The 16,451-nt window shown below is 71.8% G+C and carries 14 protein-coding genes and 1 pseudogene; 10 read left to right on the forward strand and 5 right to left on the reverse strand.

Annotation, left to right across the window (positions count from 1 at the left end; translation table 11 throughout):
* Positions 1–17 precede the first annotated feature (17 nt).
* The 4 genes from AC0KTA_RS00470 (at position 18) to AC0KTA_RS00485 (ending at position 3,656) form a co-directional block, all read left to right on the forward strand.
* Positions 18–1,226, forward strand: a complete 1,209-nt coding sequence (locus AC0KTA_RS00470; RefSeq protein WP_481053069.1) for a type III PLP-dependent enzyme — start codon at positions 18–20, stop codon at positions 1,224–1,226.
* A complete protein-coding gene (locus AC0KTA_RS00475) occupies positions 1,227–1,799 on the forward strand; it encodes a GNAT family N-acetyltransferase (RefSeq protein ID WP_481053070.1) in 573 nt (190 codons plus the stop codon). It abuts the gene before it with no gap.
* 14 nt (positions 1,800–1,813) lie between these two features.
* Complete coding sequence (locus AC0KTA_RS00480; RefSeq protein WP_481053071.1) at positions 1,814–3,004, forward strand: MFS transporter; 1,191 nt, start codon at positions 1,814–1,816, stop codon at positions 3,002–3,004.
* A 91-nt stretch (positions 3,005–3,095) separates the two neighbouring features.
* Positions 3,096–3,656 (forward strand): dihydrofolate reductase family protein, encoded by a 561-nt coding sequence (locus tag AC0KTA_RS00485; protein WP_481053072.1) that lies wholly within the window; start codon positions 3,096–3,098, stop codon positions 3,654–3,656.
* Positions 3,657–3,694: 38 nt separating this feature from the next.
* Here AC0KTA_RS00485 and AC0KTA_RS00490 read toward each other — a convergent pair whose 3' ends face one another.
* The gene (locus AC0KTA_RS00490; RefSeq protein ID WP_481053073.1) at positions 3,695–4,270 is read right to left on the reverse strand and encodes a CGNR zinc finger domain-containing protein; all 576 of its coding nucleotides are present in this window, start codon (positions 4,268–4,270) and stop codon (positions 3,695–3,697) included.
* Positions 4,271–4,373: 103 nt separating this feature from the next.
* Here AC0KTA_RS00490 and AC0KTA_RS00495 point away from each other — a divergent pair, with 103 nt between their 5' ends.
* A complete protein-coding gene (locus AC0KTA_RS00495; RefSeq protein ID WP_481053074.1) occupies positions 4,374–5,546 on the forward strand; it encodes an epoxide hydrolase family protein in 1,173 nt (390 codons plus the stop codon).
* A 54-nt stretch (positions 5,547–5,600) separates the two neighbouring features.
* On the opposite strand, the gene AC0KTA_RS00500 is transcribed toward AC0KTA_RS00495, so the two are convergent.
* The gene (locus AC0KTA_RS00500; protein WP_481053075.1) at positions 5,601–5,807 is read right to left on the reverse strand and encodes a cold-shock protein; all 207 of its coding nucleotides are present in this window, start codon (positions 5,805–5,807) and stop codon (positions 5,601–5,603) included.
* 101 nt (positions 5,808–5,908) lie between these two features.
* Positions 5,909–7,159, reverse strand: a complete 1,251-nt coding sequence (locus AC0KTA_RS00505; RefSeq protein ID WP_481053076.1) for an MFS transporter — start codon at positions 7,157–7,159, stop codon at positions 5,909–5,911.
* Positions 7,160–7,229: 70 nt separating this feature from the next.
* Here AC0KTA_RS00505 and AC0KTA_RS00510 point away from each other — a divergent pair, with 70 nt between their 5' ends.
* Positions 7,230–8,189, forward strand: coding sequence for a helix-turn-helix domain-containing protein (locus AC0KTA_RS00510; RefSeq protein WP_481053077.1), 960 nt, complete (start codon positions 7,230–7,232; stop codon positions 8,187–8,189).
* 66 nt (positions 8,190–8,255) lie between these two features.
* Here the strand turns inward: AC0KTA_RS00510 and AC0KTA_RS00515 are convergent, their stop codons facing one another.
* Positions 8,256–8,693, reverse strand: coding sequence for a hypothetical protein (locus AC0KTA_RS00515; RefSeq protein ID WP_481053078.1), 438 nt, complete (start codon positions 8,691–8,693; stop codon positions 8,256–8,258).
* Between the two features lie 60 nt (positions 8,694–8,753).
* On the opposite strand from AC0KTA_RS00515, the pseudogene AC0KTA_RS00520 reads away from it, so the two are divergent.
* The 3 genes and pseudogenes from AC0KTA_RS00520 to AC0KTA_RS00530 form a co-directional block, all read left to right on the forward strand.
* A pseudogene (locus tag AC0KTA_RS00520) lies at positions 8,754–8,828 on the forward strand (MerR family transcriptional regulator); the annotation flags it as partial.
* A 98-nt stretch (positions 8,829–8,926) separates the two neighbouring features.
* The gene (locus AC0KTA_RS00525; protein ID WP_481053079.1) at positions 8,927–9,439 is read left to right on the forward strand and encodes a hypothetical protein; all 513 of its coding nucleotides are present in this window, start codon (positions 8,927–8,929) and stop codon (positions 9,437–9,439) included.
* Between the two features lie 235 nt (positions 9,440–9,674).
* Positions 9,675–11,120 carry an MFS transporter gene (locus AC0KTA_RS00530; RefSeq protein ID WP_481053080.1) on the forward strand — a complete coding sequence of 482 codons (1,446 nt, stop codon included), beginning with the start codon at positions 9,675–9,677 and terminating at the stop codon, positions 11,118–11,120.
* Positions 11,121–11,138: 18 nt separating this feature from the next.
* Here the strand turns inward: AC0KTA_RS00530 and AC0KTA_RS00535 are convergent, their stop codons facing one another.
* Positions 11,139–14,648 carry an AfsR/SARP family transcriptional regulator gene (locus AC0KTA_RS00535; protein WP_481053081.1) on the reverse strand — a complete coding sequence of 1,170 codons (3,510 nt, stop codon included), beginning with the start codon at positions 14,646–14,648 and terminating at the stop codon, positions 11,139–11,141.
* A gap of 207 nt (positions 14,649–14,855) precedes the next feature.
* Between AC0KTA_RS00535 and AC0KTA_RS00540 the strand changes: the two genes are divergently transcribed.
* Complete coding sequence (locus AC0KTA_RS00540; protein WP_481053082.1) at positions 14,856–16,427, forward strand: MFS transporter; 1,572 nt, start codon at positions 14,856–14,858, stop codon at positions 16,425–16,427.
* Positions 16,428–16,451: the final 24 nt, after the last annotated feature.

Raw genomic sequence — 16,451 nt, forward strand, 5'->3', positions numbered from 1 at the left:
GGAACAGGGCATCCACCATGTACGACACGACCAACCTGCGGGCGGCCCTGGCGGCCGCCACGGAGGACCAGATCGTCTACGACCTCCCCGGCATCGCCGAGCGCCACGACTCGCTGGCGCGTGAACTGCCGGGCGTGTCCGTCCGGTTCGCGATGAAGGCCTGTCCGGTGGACGAGGTGCTGTCCTGCCTGGCGGGGCGGGGCGCCGGCTTCGACGCGGCGAGCCCGCACGAGATCGCGCAGGCCCTCGCGACCGGCACCCCGGCCGACCGGATCCACTACGGGAACACCATCAAGTCCGACCGGCACATCGCCGAGGCCCACCGCATGGGCATCCGGGACTTCGCGACGGACAGCGTGGAGGACGTGCGCGCGATCGCCGAACTCGCCCCCGGCGCCCGGGTGTTCTGCCGTCTCGCCACCGACGGGGAGGGGGCCCTGTGGGGCCTCAGCCACAAGTTCGGCTGCTCCCCCGCCGACGCCCTGCGCGTCCTTTCGACGGCGCGGGCGGCGGGCCTGACGCCGTCGGGCCTGTCCGTGCACGTCGGCTCGCAGCAGATGACGGCCGAGGCCTGGCGGGCCGCGTTCGACCGCATGGCCGACGTGCTGGCGGCCCTGGAGCGGCGCGGGATCCTCCTGGACCACATCAACCTGGGCGGCGGGCTGCCCGCCCTCGGCTACCGCGACCGGCACGGCAGGCCCCTCGACCCGCCCCTGGACAAGATCTTCGCCGTGATCCGGGAGGGCATGCAGCGCCTGCGGGCGGTGGCCGGGGCCCCGCTGGACTTCGTCATCGAGCCCGGCCGCTACCTGGTCGCCGACCACGGCGCCGTGCGCGCCCACGTGTCCCGTCTCTCCGCGCGCCAGCAGATCACGGGGGAACGCCAGCACTGGCTGTACCTGAGCTGCGGCAAGTTCAACGGCCTGTACGAGATGGACGCGCTCCAGTACACGCTGGTCTTCCCCGAGTACCGGGGCAGCGACTACGTACCCGCCGTCGTCGCGGGCCCCACCTGCGACAGCGACGACGCGTACAGCCACGAGGGCAGCCTGGTCCACGTGCCCCGGACGGCCGCGTCGGGCGACCCCGTCTGGATCCTCTCCTCCGGTGCCTACGCGACGAGTTACACCACCCAGGGCTTCAACGGCTTCGGTCCGCTGCCGTACACGTGGATACGCGACGAGCGCGACGCCCGGCCCGCCACCGCCCCGGGAGGGCCGCGCTAGATGACCCACGACGTACGCGTTCCGCACATCGACGTCCGCATACGGCACATCGCCGACGAGGACTGGAGCGGCATCGCGGAGCTGGAGGCCGAGGTCTACACGGAGCTCGGCCTCTCGGAGGGGCGCGCGGCGCTGGAGTCGCGGGCGCGGGCATCGCCGAGCACGTGCTTCGTGCTCGACTCGGCCTCGGCATCCGACTCCGCCTCCGCGGGTCCCGCGGGATACCTGCTCGCGCTGCCCTACCCGTCGTACCAGTCACCGGACTTGGCACGCCCGGAGGTGACCGCCTCCTCCTCGATCCCCTTGGGCCCCTCGGGGAATCTGCACCTGCACGACCTCGTCGTCGCCGAGGGCTTCCGGGGGCGCGGGCTCGCCCGGCGCCTGCTGCGCCATCTGACGACGACCGCGCGGGCGCAGGCGTACGAGCGGATCTCCCTGGTCGCCGTCGCCGGGAGCGAGACCTTCTGGGCGGCGCAGGGCTACCGGGCGCACCGGGAGATCCCCCTCCCGGGCAGTTACGGCACGGACGCGGTGTACATGTCCGCGGCGGTGCCGGAAGGACGAAGAGGCTGAAGAGGCTGATGCACATGTTGCTCGTTCGCGACGAGTTCCGCCGCGCACAACTGGCCATCGCGGCCCTGTTCTGCGTCCTGGGCTTCCAGTACGCCACGTGGGCGGCGCGGCTGCCCGCGCTGAAGTCCCGGCTCGACCTGACCGAGGCCGAGCTGGGGCTGCTCCTGATGGCGTGCGGCGTCGGCGCGGCGGCGTCCTTCCCGCTGGTCGCCGCCCTCAGCAGGCGCTGGGGTTCACGGCGTCTCGCGCTCCTGTCGGCGCTGTTCCTCGGCGTGCTGCTTCTCGCCCTGGCCGCCGCGCCCAACTACCCGGTCGCCCTGGCCGTGATGTGCGCCGACGGCCTGGGCGTCGGGTGCCTGAACGTCGCGATGAACGCGCAGGGCGCCGCGCTGGAGTCCCGGCACGGGCGCACCGCCATGTCACAGTTGCACGCGACGTTCAGCGCCGGGTCGCTGGGCGCCGCGCTCCTCGCCTCCGGCATGAGCGCGCTCAGTTCGTCGGTGGCACTGCACTTCGGCGTCGCCACCGTGCTCATTCTGCTCCTGACGCTGTACGCGCAGCCGACGCTCCTGCCGGACGAACGACCCGCCGGTCGGTCGGCCGACGCCCCGGCGGAGAAGAAGCGGCGCACCTGGACCATCCCGTCTCGGGTGACCCTGTGGATGGGCGGCGCCATGGTGTTCGGCACCGTGGCGGAGGGCGCCATGAACGACTGGTCGGCGCTGTACATGAAGGAGGTCGCCGAGGCCTCGGCACGCCTGGCGCCCCTGGGCATCGCCGTCGTGTCGGTCATGATGGTCCTCGCCCGCCTCTTCGCCGACGGCTGGCGGACCAAGTGGGGCGACGGCCGCGTCGTACGCGTCGGCAGCGTCCTGGCCGCCGCGGGCCTGGCGTTCGCCCTCCTGGCCGGCGGCGTCGTACCGGCCCTGATCGGCTTCGCCTGCATGGGCCTCGGCATCGCGGCGGTGACCCCCTGCGTGTACGTGGCGGCGGCGCGGCAGGGCTCGGACGCCCTGGCCCTGGTGGCCGCCATGGGCACGACGGGCCTCCTCGCGGGACCGCCGGTCATCGGTTTCATCGCGGCCGGCAGCAGCCTGGTCTGGGGCATGGCGGCGGTGGCGGTCTCGGCGTGCCTGGTGTCGGTGTGCGCGGTGCGGATCCGTTGGACGGGGGCCGCGCAGGGGGTGGCGACGGCAGAGGTGTGAGCAATGATGCGGCGATGAGTTCGGGGCGTCCGTCTGGTCTGTCTGTGTAGCCGGTGCTTTCGCGCCGGCACGCAGAGCGAAGGAGCTCCAGATGTTCGACCTCGAACCGCAACAGGCCGCCGGCAAGGTCCTCTTTCACTTCAGCGTGTCGCTGGACGGGTTCGTGGCGGGCCCGCACCATGCCATGGACTGGCTGACCGGGGTCACCGGCCGCGACGGCGTGGAAGAGGAGTACATCGAGACCACCGGCGCGGTCCTGGGCGGGCGGAACGGCTGGGACCGCGCCCCGGGCGCCCGGCCCTACAGCGAGGACTGGAAGGGCCGGATCTTCGTCCTCACCCACCACCCTGAAGACGCCACGCCCGCCGACGGCGTCACGTTCCTGAACTGCGACGTGGCCGAGGCGGTACGCATCGGCCTGGAGGCCGCCGACGGCAAGAACCTCGAAGTCCTCTCCCCAACAATCGGCCGCCAACTGCTCAAGCGCGGCCTGATCGATGAAATCAACCTGCACATTGCCCCCGTCCTGCTTGGTGACGGCATCCGGCTCTTCGACAATCCCGGCGGCCGGCCGATCCGGCTGCGGCATGCCCACGGCTCACAGCCCTTTGCCGAGGTCGATGTGCGCTACCACCCCGCTGCAGAAGCGTAGGAACCGCGACGGCCCCGACCGGGCCGTTCAGGTCACGATCACTCCGCTGATCTGGGGTTTTTGCGCTGGTTGGCGTTGAAGCGCGCCTTCTTCTGACGATTCCCGCACGTGTTCATGTCGCACCATTTGCGGGTGCGGCTTTGACTGGTGTCGAAGAAGGCGGCTCGACAGGTCGGCGATGCACACAGGGCCAGTTTTCCGTCGCGTTGGCCTGCGATGACGCTGATCGCGTCGGCGGCGATCACGCTGAGGGCGTCTTCCACGCTGGAAGCCGAGCTGAGCCGCCATCGCCGCCTGCCCTCGGGCGTCAGGATCGCCGCGGCCCGGCCCTGAGCGCTGCAGTCATTGATGACTTGGACGGCAGAGGCAGGGAGAGCGTCCTGGAGCGCGGCCGCTGTGGCGGCGGCGTGGATCGACTCCCTCAGTTCCCGGGCGAGGTCGAGCTGGGCAGTGGTGCAGGAGTCCACGGCGAGGCCGTTCACTGCCAGCCAGTCGACGAGTCGGTGCGGCGCGGGAATGCGCTCTACAGCGTTGCCGTGACGCTCCGACAGCGTCCCCGTGAAGCTGGTCGCCAGCACGTTGCCGAGGCGGAAGTCCGGGAACCGAGCATGCATAGAACCACCTTAGCCGGTTGCACGTCGGCACGGAGGCCTGCTAGAACCGTCTAAGCCGGTTCGCGATGGGTCGTAGCCGGTTCCACGACGGTCAGGAGGTCTCATGCCCCGTCCAACCAGCGACGTGCAAGCATTTGAAGCCCACGCAACTGACGCCGACCTCGACGATCTGCGCGCGCGACTGGCCGCGGCGCGGCTACCGGAGGCCGAGACGGTCTGTCGCGCCGCGTCCGACCCTCGCCGATGGGAACAGGGCGTTCCGCTCGCCGACCTCGTCGATGTCGTGAACTACTGGCGCACCGGGTACAACTGGCGGTCGTTCGAGGACCGCCTCAATCAAATCGGCCAGTTCCGTACGACCATTGATGATCTGGGAATCCACTTCCTGCACCGCCGATCCGCGCGCGCGGATGCCACTCCTCTGATCTTGACGCACGGCTGGCCGGACAGCGTTGTTCGGTTCATCGATGTAGTGGACGAGCTGGCGGATCCGAAAGACGCGGACGCGCCGGCGTTCCACGTCGTGGTCCCGTCGCTGCCCGGCTTCGGTTACAGCGACAAGCCGGCCACCACCGGGTGGGGAACCGAAAAGATCGCGGCCGCATGGGTGGAGCTGATGGGAAAGCTCGGCTACAGCAAGTTCCTGGCCCACGGCGGCGACTGGGGAGGCAATATCACCACGGTCCTCGGCGGCAGGTTCCCGGCGCACGTTCTCGGGATCCACACCACGTTCGCGGAGGGACCGCCCGGGCTGACAACGGACGGGCTTACGGCTGTCGAGCGCGAGTGGGCCGAGGAAACCCGCGATTTCTGGCGCCACCGCGCGGCGTACGCGAAGCAGCAGGCGACCCGACCGCAGACCATCGGCTACTCGCTCGTCGACTCACCGGTCGGGCTTCTTGCCTGGATCCTTGACAAGTTCGCCGAGTGGTCGGACACGGAAGACAGCCCGTTCGAGACGATTTCCATGGACAGGATTCTTGACGACGTCACCCTGTACTGGCTGACGCGGACGGGCGCATCGGCGGCCCGCATCTACTACGAAAGCCACAACTCGCTTGACCCCGAACTTCGGGTCGACGTCCCGTCAGCACTCACCATGTATCCCCGCGACGTCGAGAAGTGTCCGCGCCCCTGGGCACAGGAGCGGTACCGGCAGATCGTCCGATGGAGGACGCCCGAAAAGGGAGGACATTTCCCGGCGCTGGAGGTTCCCGAGTATTTCGTCAAGGACCTGCAAGAGGGCCTCGCGGCCGTGCTGGCCGCTCATCGGTGAGCTGCCGGGAAGAAGGGCATCAGAGCAGCTGTGATGGCTACGTCGCTGCGTGCGTCATAGCGGCCTTACCGTCTGAGCCTGCGGCCCCTTTTGCCCTCGGCCGATCTCGAACTCGACCCTCTGGTTCTCTTCCAGGGTTCGGTAGCCGTTGCTCTGGATCTCGCTGTAGTGCACGAAGACGTCTGCGCCTCCGTTGTCAGGGGAGATGAATCCGAACCCCTTCTCGGCGTTGTACCACTTCACCGTTCCTTGAACAGCCATCGGCTCGCTCCGTCGCATCCGATGCCCGCTGCCTCGCTCGGCACGTCTTGCGAGCCGAGTACCGCGGACAAGACTGCGATCAGGAATTCCCTGCCTGATTGTCAGGGAATCCGCCTGAATGAGTGAGCTGCGCTGCGGACGTGAGCCAGGGTGTCCTGGTCCTGGTCCTGATGGCGTCCAGGCCCGCGCGCGCCGCGGCTTGGAGCGCACAAGAGGGCGAGGGCCGCGACGCCCGCCGTGAGGAGGAACGCGGCGCGCAGACCATGAAGTTCGGCGTAGGCGCCAAGCAGCGCAGGTCCCGCGATGGTGCCGAGCCCCAGGAAGAAGACGGTGACGCTGAAGCCGGCGGAGGGCCGCTCGGGAAAGACGCGGTAACTCCACACCGCGAGCATCCCGGATCCCGCCATGAAGCACGGGCCGTAGAGCAGGGCGGAGAAGGCGACGGCGGGGAGCGAGCCGGGAGCGAGGCCGAGGAGGGCGACCGCGACGGTGATGCCGACGAAGAGCCCGGTGTGGACGCGGTGCAGCCCGTACCGCGCGATGGCGTGGCCGGTCAGCGCGCCCGCCGTGCCGGCCGCGCCCATCAGGGACCAGAACAGGGGCGCGGTTGCGGAACCGGTACCCGCCGCGTCGGTGATCGCTTCGACGGCGAAGGACCAGTAGACGGCGCCGACGAGGCCGTAGACGGCAGCGGTGAGCAGGAGCGGCAGTGCGCTGCGGCGGTACGTCGGCCGTCCGCCGCTGCGCTGTATCCGTCGGCCCGAACCCCCGGGCAACACACGGGCGTTGTACGCGGCCGATGCCAGCGCCGCCAGTGCGAAGGCCAGCCAGACGTACCGCCATCCCCCGCCATGGGCGAACAGCGCCAGCGGGCCCGCGACCACGACGGCGAAGGCGGTGCCGCTGGCGATGGTGCCCAGGACGTGCTCGCGCCGCCCGGCCGGCACCATCCGGTCGACCGCGTCGGAGTAGGGGGCCCAGGCCCAGCCGGAGCTCGTACCGGCGAGCGTCAGCCCGGTGATCAGCAGCCCCGGCCCCTGAGCGAGCGCCACGAGCCCCATTCCGACGGCGGCGGAGAGCCCGCCGGCGAGGACGAGCGGGCGCGGCCCGAAGCGCGCGACGAGGGCACCGACCATCAGCAGCGCGGCCAGATATCCGACGTAGGTGGCGCTGCCGATCAGCCCGACGAGGGAGACGGAGAGCCCGAACTCCTCGCGCAGCTCGGGGAGGAAGAGCCCGTATCCGTATCGCGCGAAACCGAAGGTCACGCCGATCGCCGAGATCCCGGCGAGGGCCAGCCTGTGGCCGGGCGCGGTCTGTGAGTTCGGCGAGTTCGGTGAGTTCCATGCCATGGGCCCACCATCCGATCAGCGTCTGCACCAAGCCATTGGCGAAAACGTCAGGTTCCCCTAGATTTACGCCATGACGCTTCGTGTCGTGGTGACCCTGTTGGAGGAGACCTCGCTGTTCGAGCTGGCCGTGCCGTGCGCGGTGTTCGCGGGCGAGGGGTACGAGCTGACGCTGTGCGCCACCGCCCCGGGAGGCGCACAGCGCGCCCCTGGCGGTCTGCGCCTGGAGGCCGAGCACGGCCTCGAGTCGCTGCGCGAGGCGGATCTGATCGTGGTCCCGGCCTGCGTGATGGACGGCTACGAACCGCCGGCCGCCCTGCTCGACGCGTTGCGCGAGGCGCATGCCCGCGGGGCGCGGATCGCCTCCCTCTGCTCGGGGGCGTTCGTGCTGGCCGCGGCCGGACTCCTTGACGGGCGTCCGGCGGCGACCCACTGGATGTACGCGGAGGAGTTGCGCCGCCGCCATCCGTACGTACGCGTCGACGACCGTTCTCTGTACGTCGACGACGGCTCGATCCTCACGAGCGCGGGCACGGCCGCGGCCATCGATCTGTGCCTGCACATCGTGCGCGGCGACTACGGCACGGCAGCGGCGGCGGAGGTCGGCCGCCGGATGGTCGTGGCGCCGCACCGGGAGGGCGACCAGACCCAGTACGCACTGCCGCCGGCCCCTGTCCCACCGCAGGCGGAGGGCCTCGGGCCGGTGCTGGACTGGGCGTTGACCCGGCTCCACCGGCCGCTGACGATCGCCGAGTTGGCGTCCCGGGCAGGGATGAGCACGCGGACGTTCGGCCGCCGCTTCGCGGCGGAGGTGGGCGCCACCCCGCTGAAGTGGCTCAACCTGCAGCGTCTTGCGCGTGCGCGGGAGTTGCTGGAGACGACGGACCTGGGAGTGGACACGGTGGCGGAGCGGAGCGGTCTTGGCAGCGCGGACAGCCTGCGCCAGCACTTTCACCGGGCACTGGCGACGACCCCGGCGGCGTACCGGCGCACCTTCCGGGCCGGCACCCCGCAGAGGCTGTCGAGCAGTTGAGCACGAGACGGCCACCTCTGAAACGCCCTACGGCCACGCCTGAAACGCCCTGTGAAGCGCGTGAGGCTAGAACGCCGTGTGGGCCAGCCAGTGGTCCAGCAGCGTGCGGTCGCCCGTCACCGTCACCCAGGCGCCCTCCGGCGGGAGACGGCGGGAGATCACCAGCATGAGGTCCGCCACCGCCCCGGACACCACCACGTCGGCCTCGACCGGCCCGCGCTCCCACTCCAACCCCTCGGGCGTCATGGTGACCACCCAACCCTCCATGGACCTCGGCTGGAACCCGAGCCGCTCCCCCCCGGCCGCGCAGCTCGGCCAGCCCGGCCTGAGCGCCTCCGCGGCCGGCGAGGACATCAAGTCCCTGTTCTCGCTGATCACCTCGGCCGCAAGGTCGTCGGCGATCGCGAACGCGGTGGCCGTGGCGACCGCCGCGTCGTAGTGGTGGACGCACGTGTCGCCCAGCATCCTGCGCAGCCAGAAGACCGCCGGCAGCGGGCCGTTCAAGTGCCTTTGCTCGATGAGACGTTGGGGATCGGGGACCTGGCGCGGCTGACCGGCGTGTCGGTGCGGACCATTCGCTTCTACTGCGACGAGGGCATCCTCGACTCGGTGCGCAGCACGGGCGGGCACCGCAGGTTCGACCCCACGGCCGTGGAGCGGCTCGGCCTGGTCAGACGGCTGCGCCGGCTGGGGCTTGGCTGCCCTCCATCAGACACGTACTCGCGGGCGAGAGTTCCGTGGCCGAGGCCGTTGCCGCCGAGCGGGCCGCGATCGACGTGCAGCTCGCGGGCCTGGCCTGGCGGCGGGCCTCGTTGCGCGCGGTCGAGGAGGCCGGACCGGCTCACCGGGCCGCCCGGCTGGAGCTGCTGGTCGCCCTGGCCGGCGACCGGTCGCTGACGCGCGGCCTCCTCGCCAGGGCGCGCACCAACGTCGAGGCGATCGCCGACGAGGACAAGTTGATGAACGGCATCGTCGAGGCGTGCGTGCTCGCCGAGCCCATGGTGCGGGCGGGCGAGCCGCCCCGCGTGGGCCTCGAGCTCGATCGGTTCGTAGCGGCACACGCCTCGGTGCGCGGCGGCGGCGACACCCCGGAGTTCAGGCGCCGACTGCTGGCCGACGTGGCCCCCGACCGCGACCCCCGGATGCGCCGCTACTGGCGGCTCGTGACCGAGGCCAGCGGCGACCCGGTCAGGCTCGGCGCCTCCCACCTGTGGCTGACCGACGCTCTCGAACGCTCCGTAGTGTCTTGAGGTGCGCTCAGCAGACTGAGGGGCCCGCCCCGCCCGGCAAGCGACGCCGCGGAGACGCACCGCACCTTCCGGCTCCGCCAACAGGCGCTTGAGCAGGGGGACCTCACCCCACCCAACCTCCCGCGAGGTGGATCCAGACCGCCGCTTCCCCATCTTGCTTCCATACCCTCCTGGGGTATGTTAACTTCCTCGTCGTCATACCCCGCGGGGGTATATCGAGAGGGAGGGAAACCTCATGTCAACCGTCAACCCACGGCGCTGGTGGGCGCTGCTCGTGCTCGCCACCGCCCAGTTCATGGTGATCATGGACACGTCGATCATCGGCGTGGCCCTGCCCGAGATGCAGCGCGACCTCGGTTTCTCCCAGGGCGATCTGCAGTGGGTGTTCAACGCGTACGTCATCGCCTTCGGCGGCCTGCTCCTGCTCGGTGGGCGGCTCTCGGACCTGCTCGGCGCCCGGCGGATCTTCGTGAGCGGCTGGGCCGTGCTGATCGGCGGTTCGGTGGTGGCCGCGGCCGCGACGACCGCATGGGTGGAAGTCGTGGGCCGCGCCGTGCAGGGCGTGGGCGGCGCGCTCATCGCGCCTGCCTCCATGACCCTGCTGATGATGCTCTTCAGCCACGACCCGAAGGAACTCGGCAAGGCGCTCGCGCTCTACGGCGCGGCCGCACCGGCCGGCGGCACGGCGGGCGTCTTCCTGGGCGGCGTCTTCACCGAATGGGCCAGCTGGCCCTGGGTGTTCATCATCTACATCCCGATCGGGATCGCCACGCTGCTGGCCACGGGACTGCTGCCGGCGGTCGCGGGCCGGCGCGGCTCGATCGACGTTCTCGGCGCGGCGGCCGTCACCGCCGGTCTCGCCCTCGCGGTGTTCGCCACCGTCCGCGCCCCCGAGGTGGGCTGGGGCACCACGCAGACCGTCCTGGAACTGCTCGGCGCCGCCCTGCTCCTCGGACTCTTCCTGGCCGTCCAGCGCTCGGCCAAGGCGCCGCTCATGCCCCTCGGCGTGTGGCGTACGCCGGGCCTCGCGCCGTCGAACCTGGCGATGACGCTGCTCGGCGCGGCCTGGATCCCGATGTGGTACTTCCTCAACCTCTATCTGCAGCAGGTGCTCGGGTACGGGGCGTTCGCCAGCGGCGCCGCACTGCTGCCGATGACCGGCCTCCTGATGCTGTTCATGACGACCGTCACCGCACGGCTGCTCGGCCGCTTCGGCCCCAAGCCGCTGATCGTGGGCGGCCTGCTCGTCCTCGCCGCGGGCCTGCTGTGGCTGGCGGCCGTGGAACCCACGGGCACGTTCGTGGTCGACGTCCTGCCGGCCTCGCTGGTGGCCGCGGTCGGCATGTCGCTGGCGTACATCCCGGCGATGATGGCCGCCATGTCGGGCGTACCCCAGGAGCAGGCGGGTCTGGCCTCCGGCATCGTCAACACCACCTATCAGGTGGGCTCGGCCCTCGGACTGGCCGCGCTCACCGCGCTCGCCACGTCGCAGGGCGCTGGCGAAATCGGCGACCTGCCCGCCCTCACCGACGGATTCAGCGCGGCGTTCCTGGGTGCGGCTGCCGCCGCGGCCGCCGGTGCCCTGCTGACCGCACTGCTGATGCGCGGCGCCACACCCTCGAACAGCCAGGGCGCCGAAGAGCCCACCTCTCAGCCGCAGGACGAAACCGTCACCACGTAGGAGCCCTATGGAGCGGTGTCATCCCCCCTCGCGAAGAGGCGAGGCGGCGGACACCGCTTCCTCGGGCGTCAGCGCGTGGCCACGCCGGTACGCGGCTCCGTACGTCTCCTCGTCCAGGCGGGCGCGTACGGCCGTGATGATGCGGTCGACGTCCGCGCGCTCGGCGGGTGGGAGCGGCATGCGGACGGACTGCCTGGCGCGGTGCGCCGCTCCGAGGAGGAGGGCGGCGCAGCCGGGGCGGTCCGCGAGGGTGTGGGCTCCGGCCAGGCCTTCCAGGGCGAATGCCTGGGCGCGGGCGTCGCCGGTGTTGCGGGCCGCCGCCCAGCCCTCCTGGTGGAGCCGCATGGCCTCGGCCGCGTCGCCGCGCTGTTCCGCGATGAAGCCGAGTTCGGTCAGGACCAGCGCGCGCCCCGGTTCGAAGGCCATCCGGGAGAGCCACTGGAGCACATGGCGCAAGTGGGTCTCGGCGGCGTCGAGTCGGCCCTCGCGGCGCGCGCCGAGACCGAGGCCGACTTCGGCGCGGATCACGCCCGGCTTGAAGCTGTGTTCCGCGGCGAGGCGCATGGCCCGCTCGTGGAACTCGCGCGCCGCTCCGTGGTCGCCGGTGAGCGTGGCGGTGCTGCCGAGGCCGCTGAGCTGTTCGGCGGCCTCGGGCCACAGCCCCAGTTCCTCCGCCATCCGCAGACCGTCCTCGTGCAGCCGCGCGGCCCGTGCGTAGTCGCCGGTCATCTGGGCGAGCCCGGCGAGGGGTTCGACGGTCAGCAACTGGCCCCAGGCGTCCCCGAGTTCCGCGAAGAGCGCGGCACTCCGGCGCCCGTCGCGTTCGAGCGCGTCGAGGTCGCCGCGTACGTGGGCCTGGTTGGCGCGCACGCAGAGCGCCGCGGCCAGGCCCCACTGGTCGTCGAGGACACGGAAGCCGTCGAGGGCGTGCCGGATCAGTTCCTCGCTCGCCACCTGGTCGCCCACGCCGAACAGGGCGAAGCCGAGGAACCACTGGGCCCGGGCGCCGTCGCGCCGGTCCGTGATGTCCTTGGAGAGTTCGACGGCGCCCCGGTTCCGCTCCGCGGCGTCGGAATCGGCGTGAGCAGAGGCATCGGCATCCGCATCGGCTTGAGCATGAGGGGCTGATGCGCCGTCACCTACGAGCACGGCGAAACCCGCCTGCCAGGCCCGGGCCTGGGCCCGTGCCGAGACGACGGGCTCCGGCATCGCGGCGGTCGACCCTGCCTCGCGTGCCACGGCGAGCGCCGCCTCCAGCGACCTCACGGCTTCCCTGAGCCGGCCGCGCAGGAACCAGTACCAGGCCAGCGCGTTCACCAGCCGCAGCGCGTCATGGGCGGCGCCGTCGCGCACCGCGTCGTCCAGCGCCCGGCGGCAGTTGGCGGCTTCCGCGTCCAGGATGCGCAGATGGCGCCGCTGGTCGTGCCCGCGCAGGTGCGGTGCGACGCGTTCGGCGAGGGCGAGGTAGTGGTCGCGGTGCCGACGGCGCACCCGATGCGTCTCCCCGGCCTCGTGCAGCCGGGACGTACCGTACTCCGCGACCGATTCGAGGAGCCGGTACCGAAGCCCGCCGCCGCGGTCGGCGTTGCCGGTCGCGACGACCAGTGACCGGTCCACCAGGCGTGCGAGCAGCTCCAGGACCTCCTCGCGCCGCAGCCCCTCCCCCGCGCACACCTCCTCTGCCGCGCGCAGCGTGCAGCCGTCGCTGTGCACGGCGAGCCTGCGGAGCACGACCTGCTCGGGCGGGGTCAGCAGCTCCCAGCTCCAGTCGATCATCGCGCGCAGCGTCTGCTGCCGGGGTGGCGCGCCCCGGTACCCGGTGGCGAGCAGCCGGAACCGGTCGTCGAGGCGCGCGACCAACTCCCTTACGCCCAGGGCGCGCACCCGGGTGGCGGCCAGTTCCAGCGCCAGTGGAATCCCGTCGAGCCGACGGCACACCGTCGCGACGTCCCGGGCGTTGTTCGCGTCGAGGACGAAGCCGGGGGCCGCGGCGGCGGCCCGCGCGAGGAACAGCCGCACGGCGCCGGCGCGGGCCACGTCCTCGGGGTCGGCCTCGTCACCCGGGTCGGGGACGTCGAGCGGCGGCACGGGCCGGATCACCTCGCCGGGGATGCCGAGGGGTTCCTGGCTGGTGACCAGGAGGCGCAGGCCCGCGGCGCGGCGCAGCAGCGCGGTGGCCAGCTCGGCGACCGCGTCGATCACGTGCTCGCAGTTGTCGAGCACCAGCAGCATCCGCTTGTCGCTCAGCGCCTCGGCAAGCCGGTCGGCGGGTGTGGGGCCGACTCCAGCGGTGGTGGAGCCGACTCCAGTGGTGGTGGACGGAAAAGAGGGGGTGACGGTCTCGGGGGCGGTCTCCTCGCGGATGGCGGTCTCCTCGCGGATGGCTGTCTCCTCGCGAATGCCGAGCGCCGTCATCACCGCCTCCGCCACCGCGTGCGGCGCGTCCGCCGGTTCCGTACGTCCCCGGGCCGCGAGCTCGACGAGCCAGGCACCGTCGGGGAAGTCGCCCGCGAGCTGCGCGGCCGCCTCCAGCGCGAGCCGCGTCTTGCCCACGCCACCGGCCCCGGTCAGGGTCAGCTCCCGCGCCGTGTCGAACAGCGACTTCACCTCGGCCAACGCGCTTTCCCTGCCGATGAGTTCAGTAAGGGGCGCGGGCAGGTTCGTACGCGGGTGAGGGGAGGGAGGCGGCGGTGTCGCGAGCAGCGGCTCCGGCGGCAACGGGTCGTGTGGCGCCGAGCGGCGGCCCAGGGACACCGGCGGGATCGGTGCGGCGGTGCCGAGACCCGGATCCTGTTCCAGGACCGCCTGGTGCAGAGCGACGAGCTCCGGGCCGGGGTCGAGGCCCAGTTCGTCCGCGAGGCGCCGTCTCAGTTCGCGGTACGAGGCCAGCGCGTCGCTCGCTCTCCCCGCCCCGTAGAGGGCGCGCATGTGCACGGCGCGCAGCCGCTCGCGCAGCGGATGCTCCGCGACGAGCGCGCCCAACTCGCCCGCGACTTCACGGTATGCGCCGAGTTCGACCCGCGTCTCGGCGTGCTCCTCGACTGCGGTGATGCGGTCTTCCTCCAGGCGCCCGGCGACGGGCCGCGCGAAGGGGGCGTCTTCGAAGCCCTCGTACGCCCGGCCCCGCCAGAGCGCCAGGGCGTCGGCCAGGAGCCCGGCGCGGACGCGAGGGTCGCCGGCCGCCCGGGCCCGGGCCGTCAGCGCCCGGAACTGCCCGGCGTCGACGCCCTCCCTCTCCGTACGCAGCACATAGCCGCTCTCCTGGAACGTCACCAGCTCGCGGCCCCCGGGCTCGGCGTCTTCGAACGCGCGCCGCAACTGCCACACCTTGGTCTGCAGAGCCGCCGCGGGCTTGCCGGGAAGCTCCTCCTCGCCCCAGAGGTCGTCGGTCAGCCGGTCCACGGACACGGGACGCCCGTCGCGGGCCAGGAGAGCGGCAAGCAGGGCGCGGGTCTTGGGACCGGGGACGGTGACCGCGCCGCCGTCCGCCGTCCACACGGCCAGTGGCCCGAGCACCCCGAATCGCATGGCGCCACGGTAACTCAGCGCTGTGACCAGCCGGATGTGGGCCGTGAGTGCGCGGAGAGCGGCCTGTGAGCGGAGTACCGCACGCTGGCATCCGCCTGGGGCGCCACGAGATCCCTCACCCCCCGGCGCGGCCCCGAATCACGCCGTCACTCAGTCAATCCGTCACTCCGTCACTCCGTCACTCCGTCACTCCGAAAGGCGCTCTCCATGGCTACGAAGACCGACGCCCGGCCCGAGGCAGGACTACGGGCGGGACCAAGGGAATGGCTCGGCCTCTTCGTGCTGACGCTGCCCACGATTCTGCTGGCCCTCGACGCGACCGTACTGAATCTGGCCGTGCCCGCCATCAGCGCCGATCTGGGGCCCAGCAGCACGGAGTTGCTGTGGGCGGTCGACATCTACGGATTCATGATCGCCGGGTTCCTGGTGACCATGGGCACCTTGGGCGACCGGGTCGGCCGCCGCAGGCTGCTGATGGCCGGGGCCCTGGGGTTCGGCGTCGCGTCGGTCCTGGCCGCGAAGTCCACCAGCCCCGAGATGCTGATCACCGCCCGCGCGCTCCTCGGCATCACGGGCGCCACGCTCATGCCGTCCACGCTGGCCCTGATCAGCAACATGTTCAAGGATCCGCGGCAGCGCGGGGTCGCCATCAGCGTGTGGGTCACCTGCTTCTCGGTGGGGATCGCCGTCGGGCCCGTCCTCGGCGGTGCGCTCCTGGAGTGGTTCTGGTGGGGTTCGGTGTTCCTGCTGGGTGTGCCGGTCATGGTCGTCCTGCTGGTGGCCGCGCCGCTGCTGCTGCCGGAGTACCGGGATCCGGCGGCGGGCCGCATCGACGCGGCGAGCGTCGTGCTGTCCCTGGTCACGGTCCTGCCGGGCATCTACGGCCTCAAACGCCTGGCCGAGCACGGCTTCGACGCCCTGTCGGCCGCGGCGCTGCTGACCGGCGCGGTCTTCGGCGCGCTCTTCGTGCTCCGGCAGCGTGCGCTGGCCGATCCGCTGCTGGACCTGCGGCTGTTCAGGAACCGCGCGTTCAGCGCCGCGCTGCTGGTCCTGCTGCTCGGCCTGGGTGTCATGGGCGGGCTCTATCTGTTCATCACGCAGTACCTGCAACTCGTCGCGGGCCTCTCGCCGTTCGAGGCGGGTCTGTGGCTGCTGCCCGCGGCGGCCGCGCTGATCGTCGCCTCGTCGCTGACGCCCGCGCTCACCCGTCGCGTACGCCCCGGCCGGGTCGTCGGCGGCGCGCTGCTCGTCTCGGTCGCCGGATATGCCCTGATCACGCAGGTGGACAGCGCCGACGGGCTGCCCCTGCTCGTGACCGGCTTCGTACTCGTCTATACGGGCATCAGCCCGATGATGGTCCTCGGCACGGACCTGGTCGTCGGTGCGGCGCCCCCGGAGAAGGCCGGTTCGGCGGCGGCGATGTCGGAGACGGGCATGGAGTTCGGCATCGCCCTGGGCATCGCGGGCCTGGGCAGCGTGGTCACGGCCGTGTACCGCGACGAGACCGCCGACACCCTCCCCCAGGGCCTCCCGGACGACGCCGCGCACGCGGCCCGCGACACCCTCGCCAACGCGGACGCCGCCGCCCGCGAACTCCCCGGCTCCCTGGGCCCGGAGCTCCTGGAGCCCGCGCGGGAGGCGTTCACCGGCGGTCTCAACGTCGCCGCGGGGGTGGCGGGCGCGATCGTGACGGTGCTGGCCGTGGGCGCGATGGTGCTGCTGCGGGAGGTGCGGACGGGCTTCGACGAGGGGGACGGCGCGGCGGCCGAGCGAGAGTAGTCCGCTCGGCCGCCGCCCACGGCA

Source organism: Streptomyces sp. Y309 (assembly GCF_056712025.1).

Bases quoted from the DNA above. Each gene is read 5' to 3' on its own strand.
- AC0KTA_RS00470 (WP_481053069.1), top strand. From the start codon at position 18: ATGTACGACACGACCAACCTGCGGGCGGCCCTGGCGGCCGCCACGGAG.
- AC0KTA_RS00475 (WP_481053070.1), top strand. From the start codon at position 1,227: ATGACCCACGACGTACGCGTTCCGCACATCGACGTCCGCATACGGCAC.
- AC0KTA_RS00480 (WP_481053071.1), top strand. From the start codon at position 1,814: ATGTTGCTCGTTCGCGACGAGTTCCGCCGCGCACAACTGGCCATCGCG.
- AC0KTA_RS00485 (WP_481053072.1), top strand. From the start codon at position 3,096: ATGTTCGACCTCGAACCGCAACAGGCCGCCGGCAAGGTCCTCTTTCAC.
- AC0KTA_RS00490 (WP_481053073.1), bottom strand. From the start codon at position 4,270: ATGCATGCTCGGTTCCCGGACTTCCGCCTCGGCAACGTGCTGGCGACC.
- AC0KTA_RS00495 (WP_481053074.1), top strand. From the start codon at position 4,374: ATGCCCCGTCCAACCAGCGACGTGCAAGCATTTGAAGCCCACGCAACT.
- AC0KTA_RS00500 (WP_481053075.1), bottom strand. From the start codon at position 5,807: ATGGCTGTTCAAGGAACGGTGAAGTGGTACAACGCCGAGAAGGGGTTC.
- AC0KTA_RS00505 (WP_481053076.1), bottom strand. From the start codon at position 7,159: ATGGCATGGAACTCACCGAACTCGCCGAACTCACAGACCGCGCCCGGC.
- AC0KTA_RS00510 (WP_481053077.1), top strand. From the start codon at position 7,230: ATGACGCTTCGTGTCGTGGTGACCCTGTTGGAGGAGACCTCGCTGTTC.
- AC0KTA_RS00530 (WP_481053080.1), top strand. From the start codon at position 9,675: ATGTCAACCGTCAACCCACGGCGCTGGTGGGCGCTGCTCGTGCTCGCC.
- AC0KTA_RS00535 (WP_481053081.1), bottom strand. From the start codon at position 14,648: ATGCGATTCGGGGTGCTCGGGCCACTGGCCGTGTGGACGGCGGACGGC.
- AC0KTA_RS00540 (WP_481053082.1), top strand. From the start codon at position 14,856: ATGGCTACGAAGACCGACGCCCGGCCCGAGGCAGGACTACGGGCGGGA.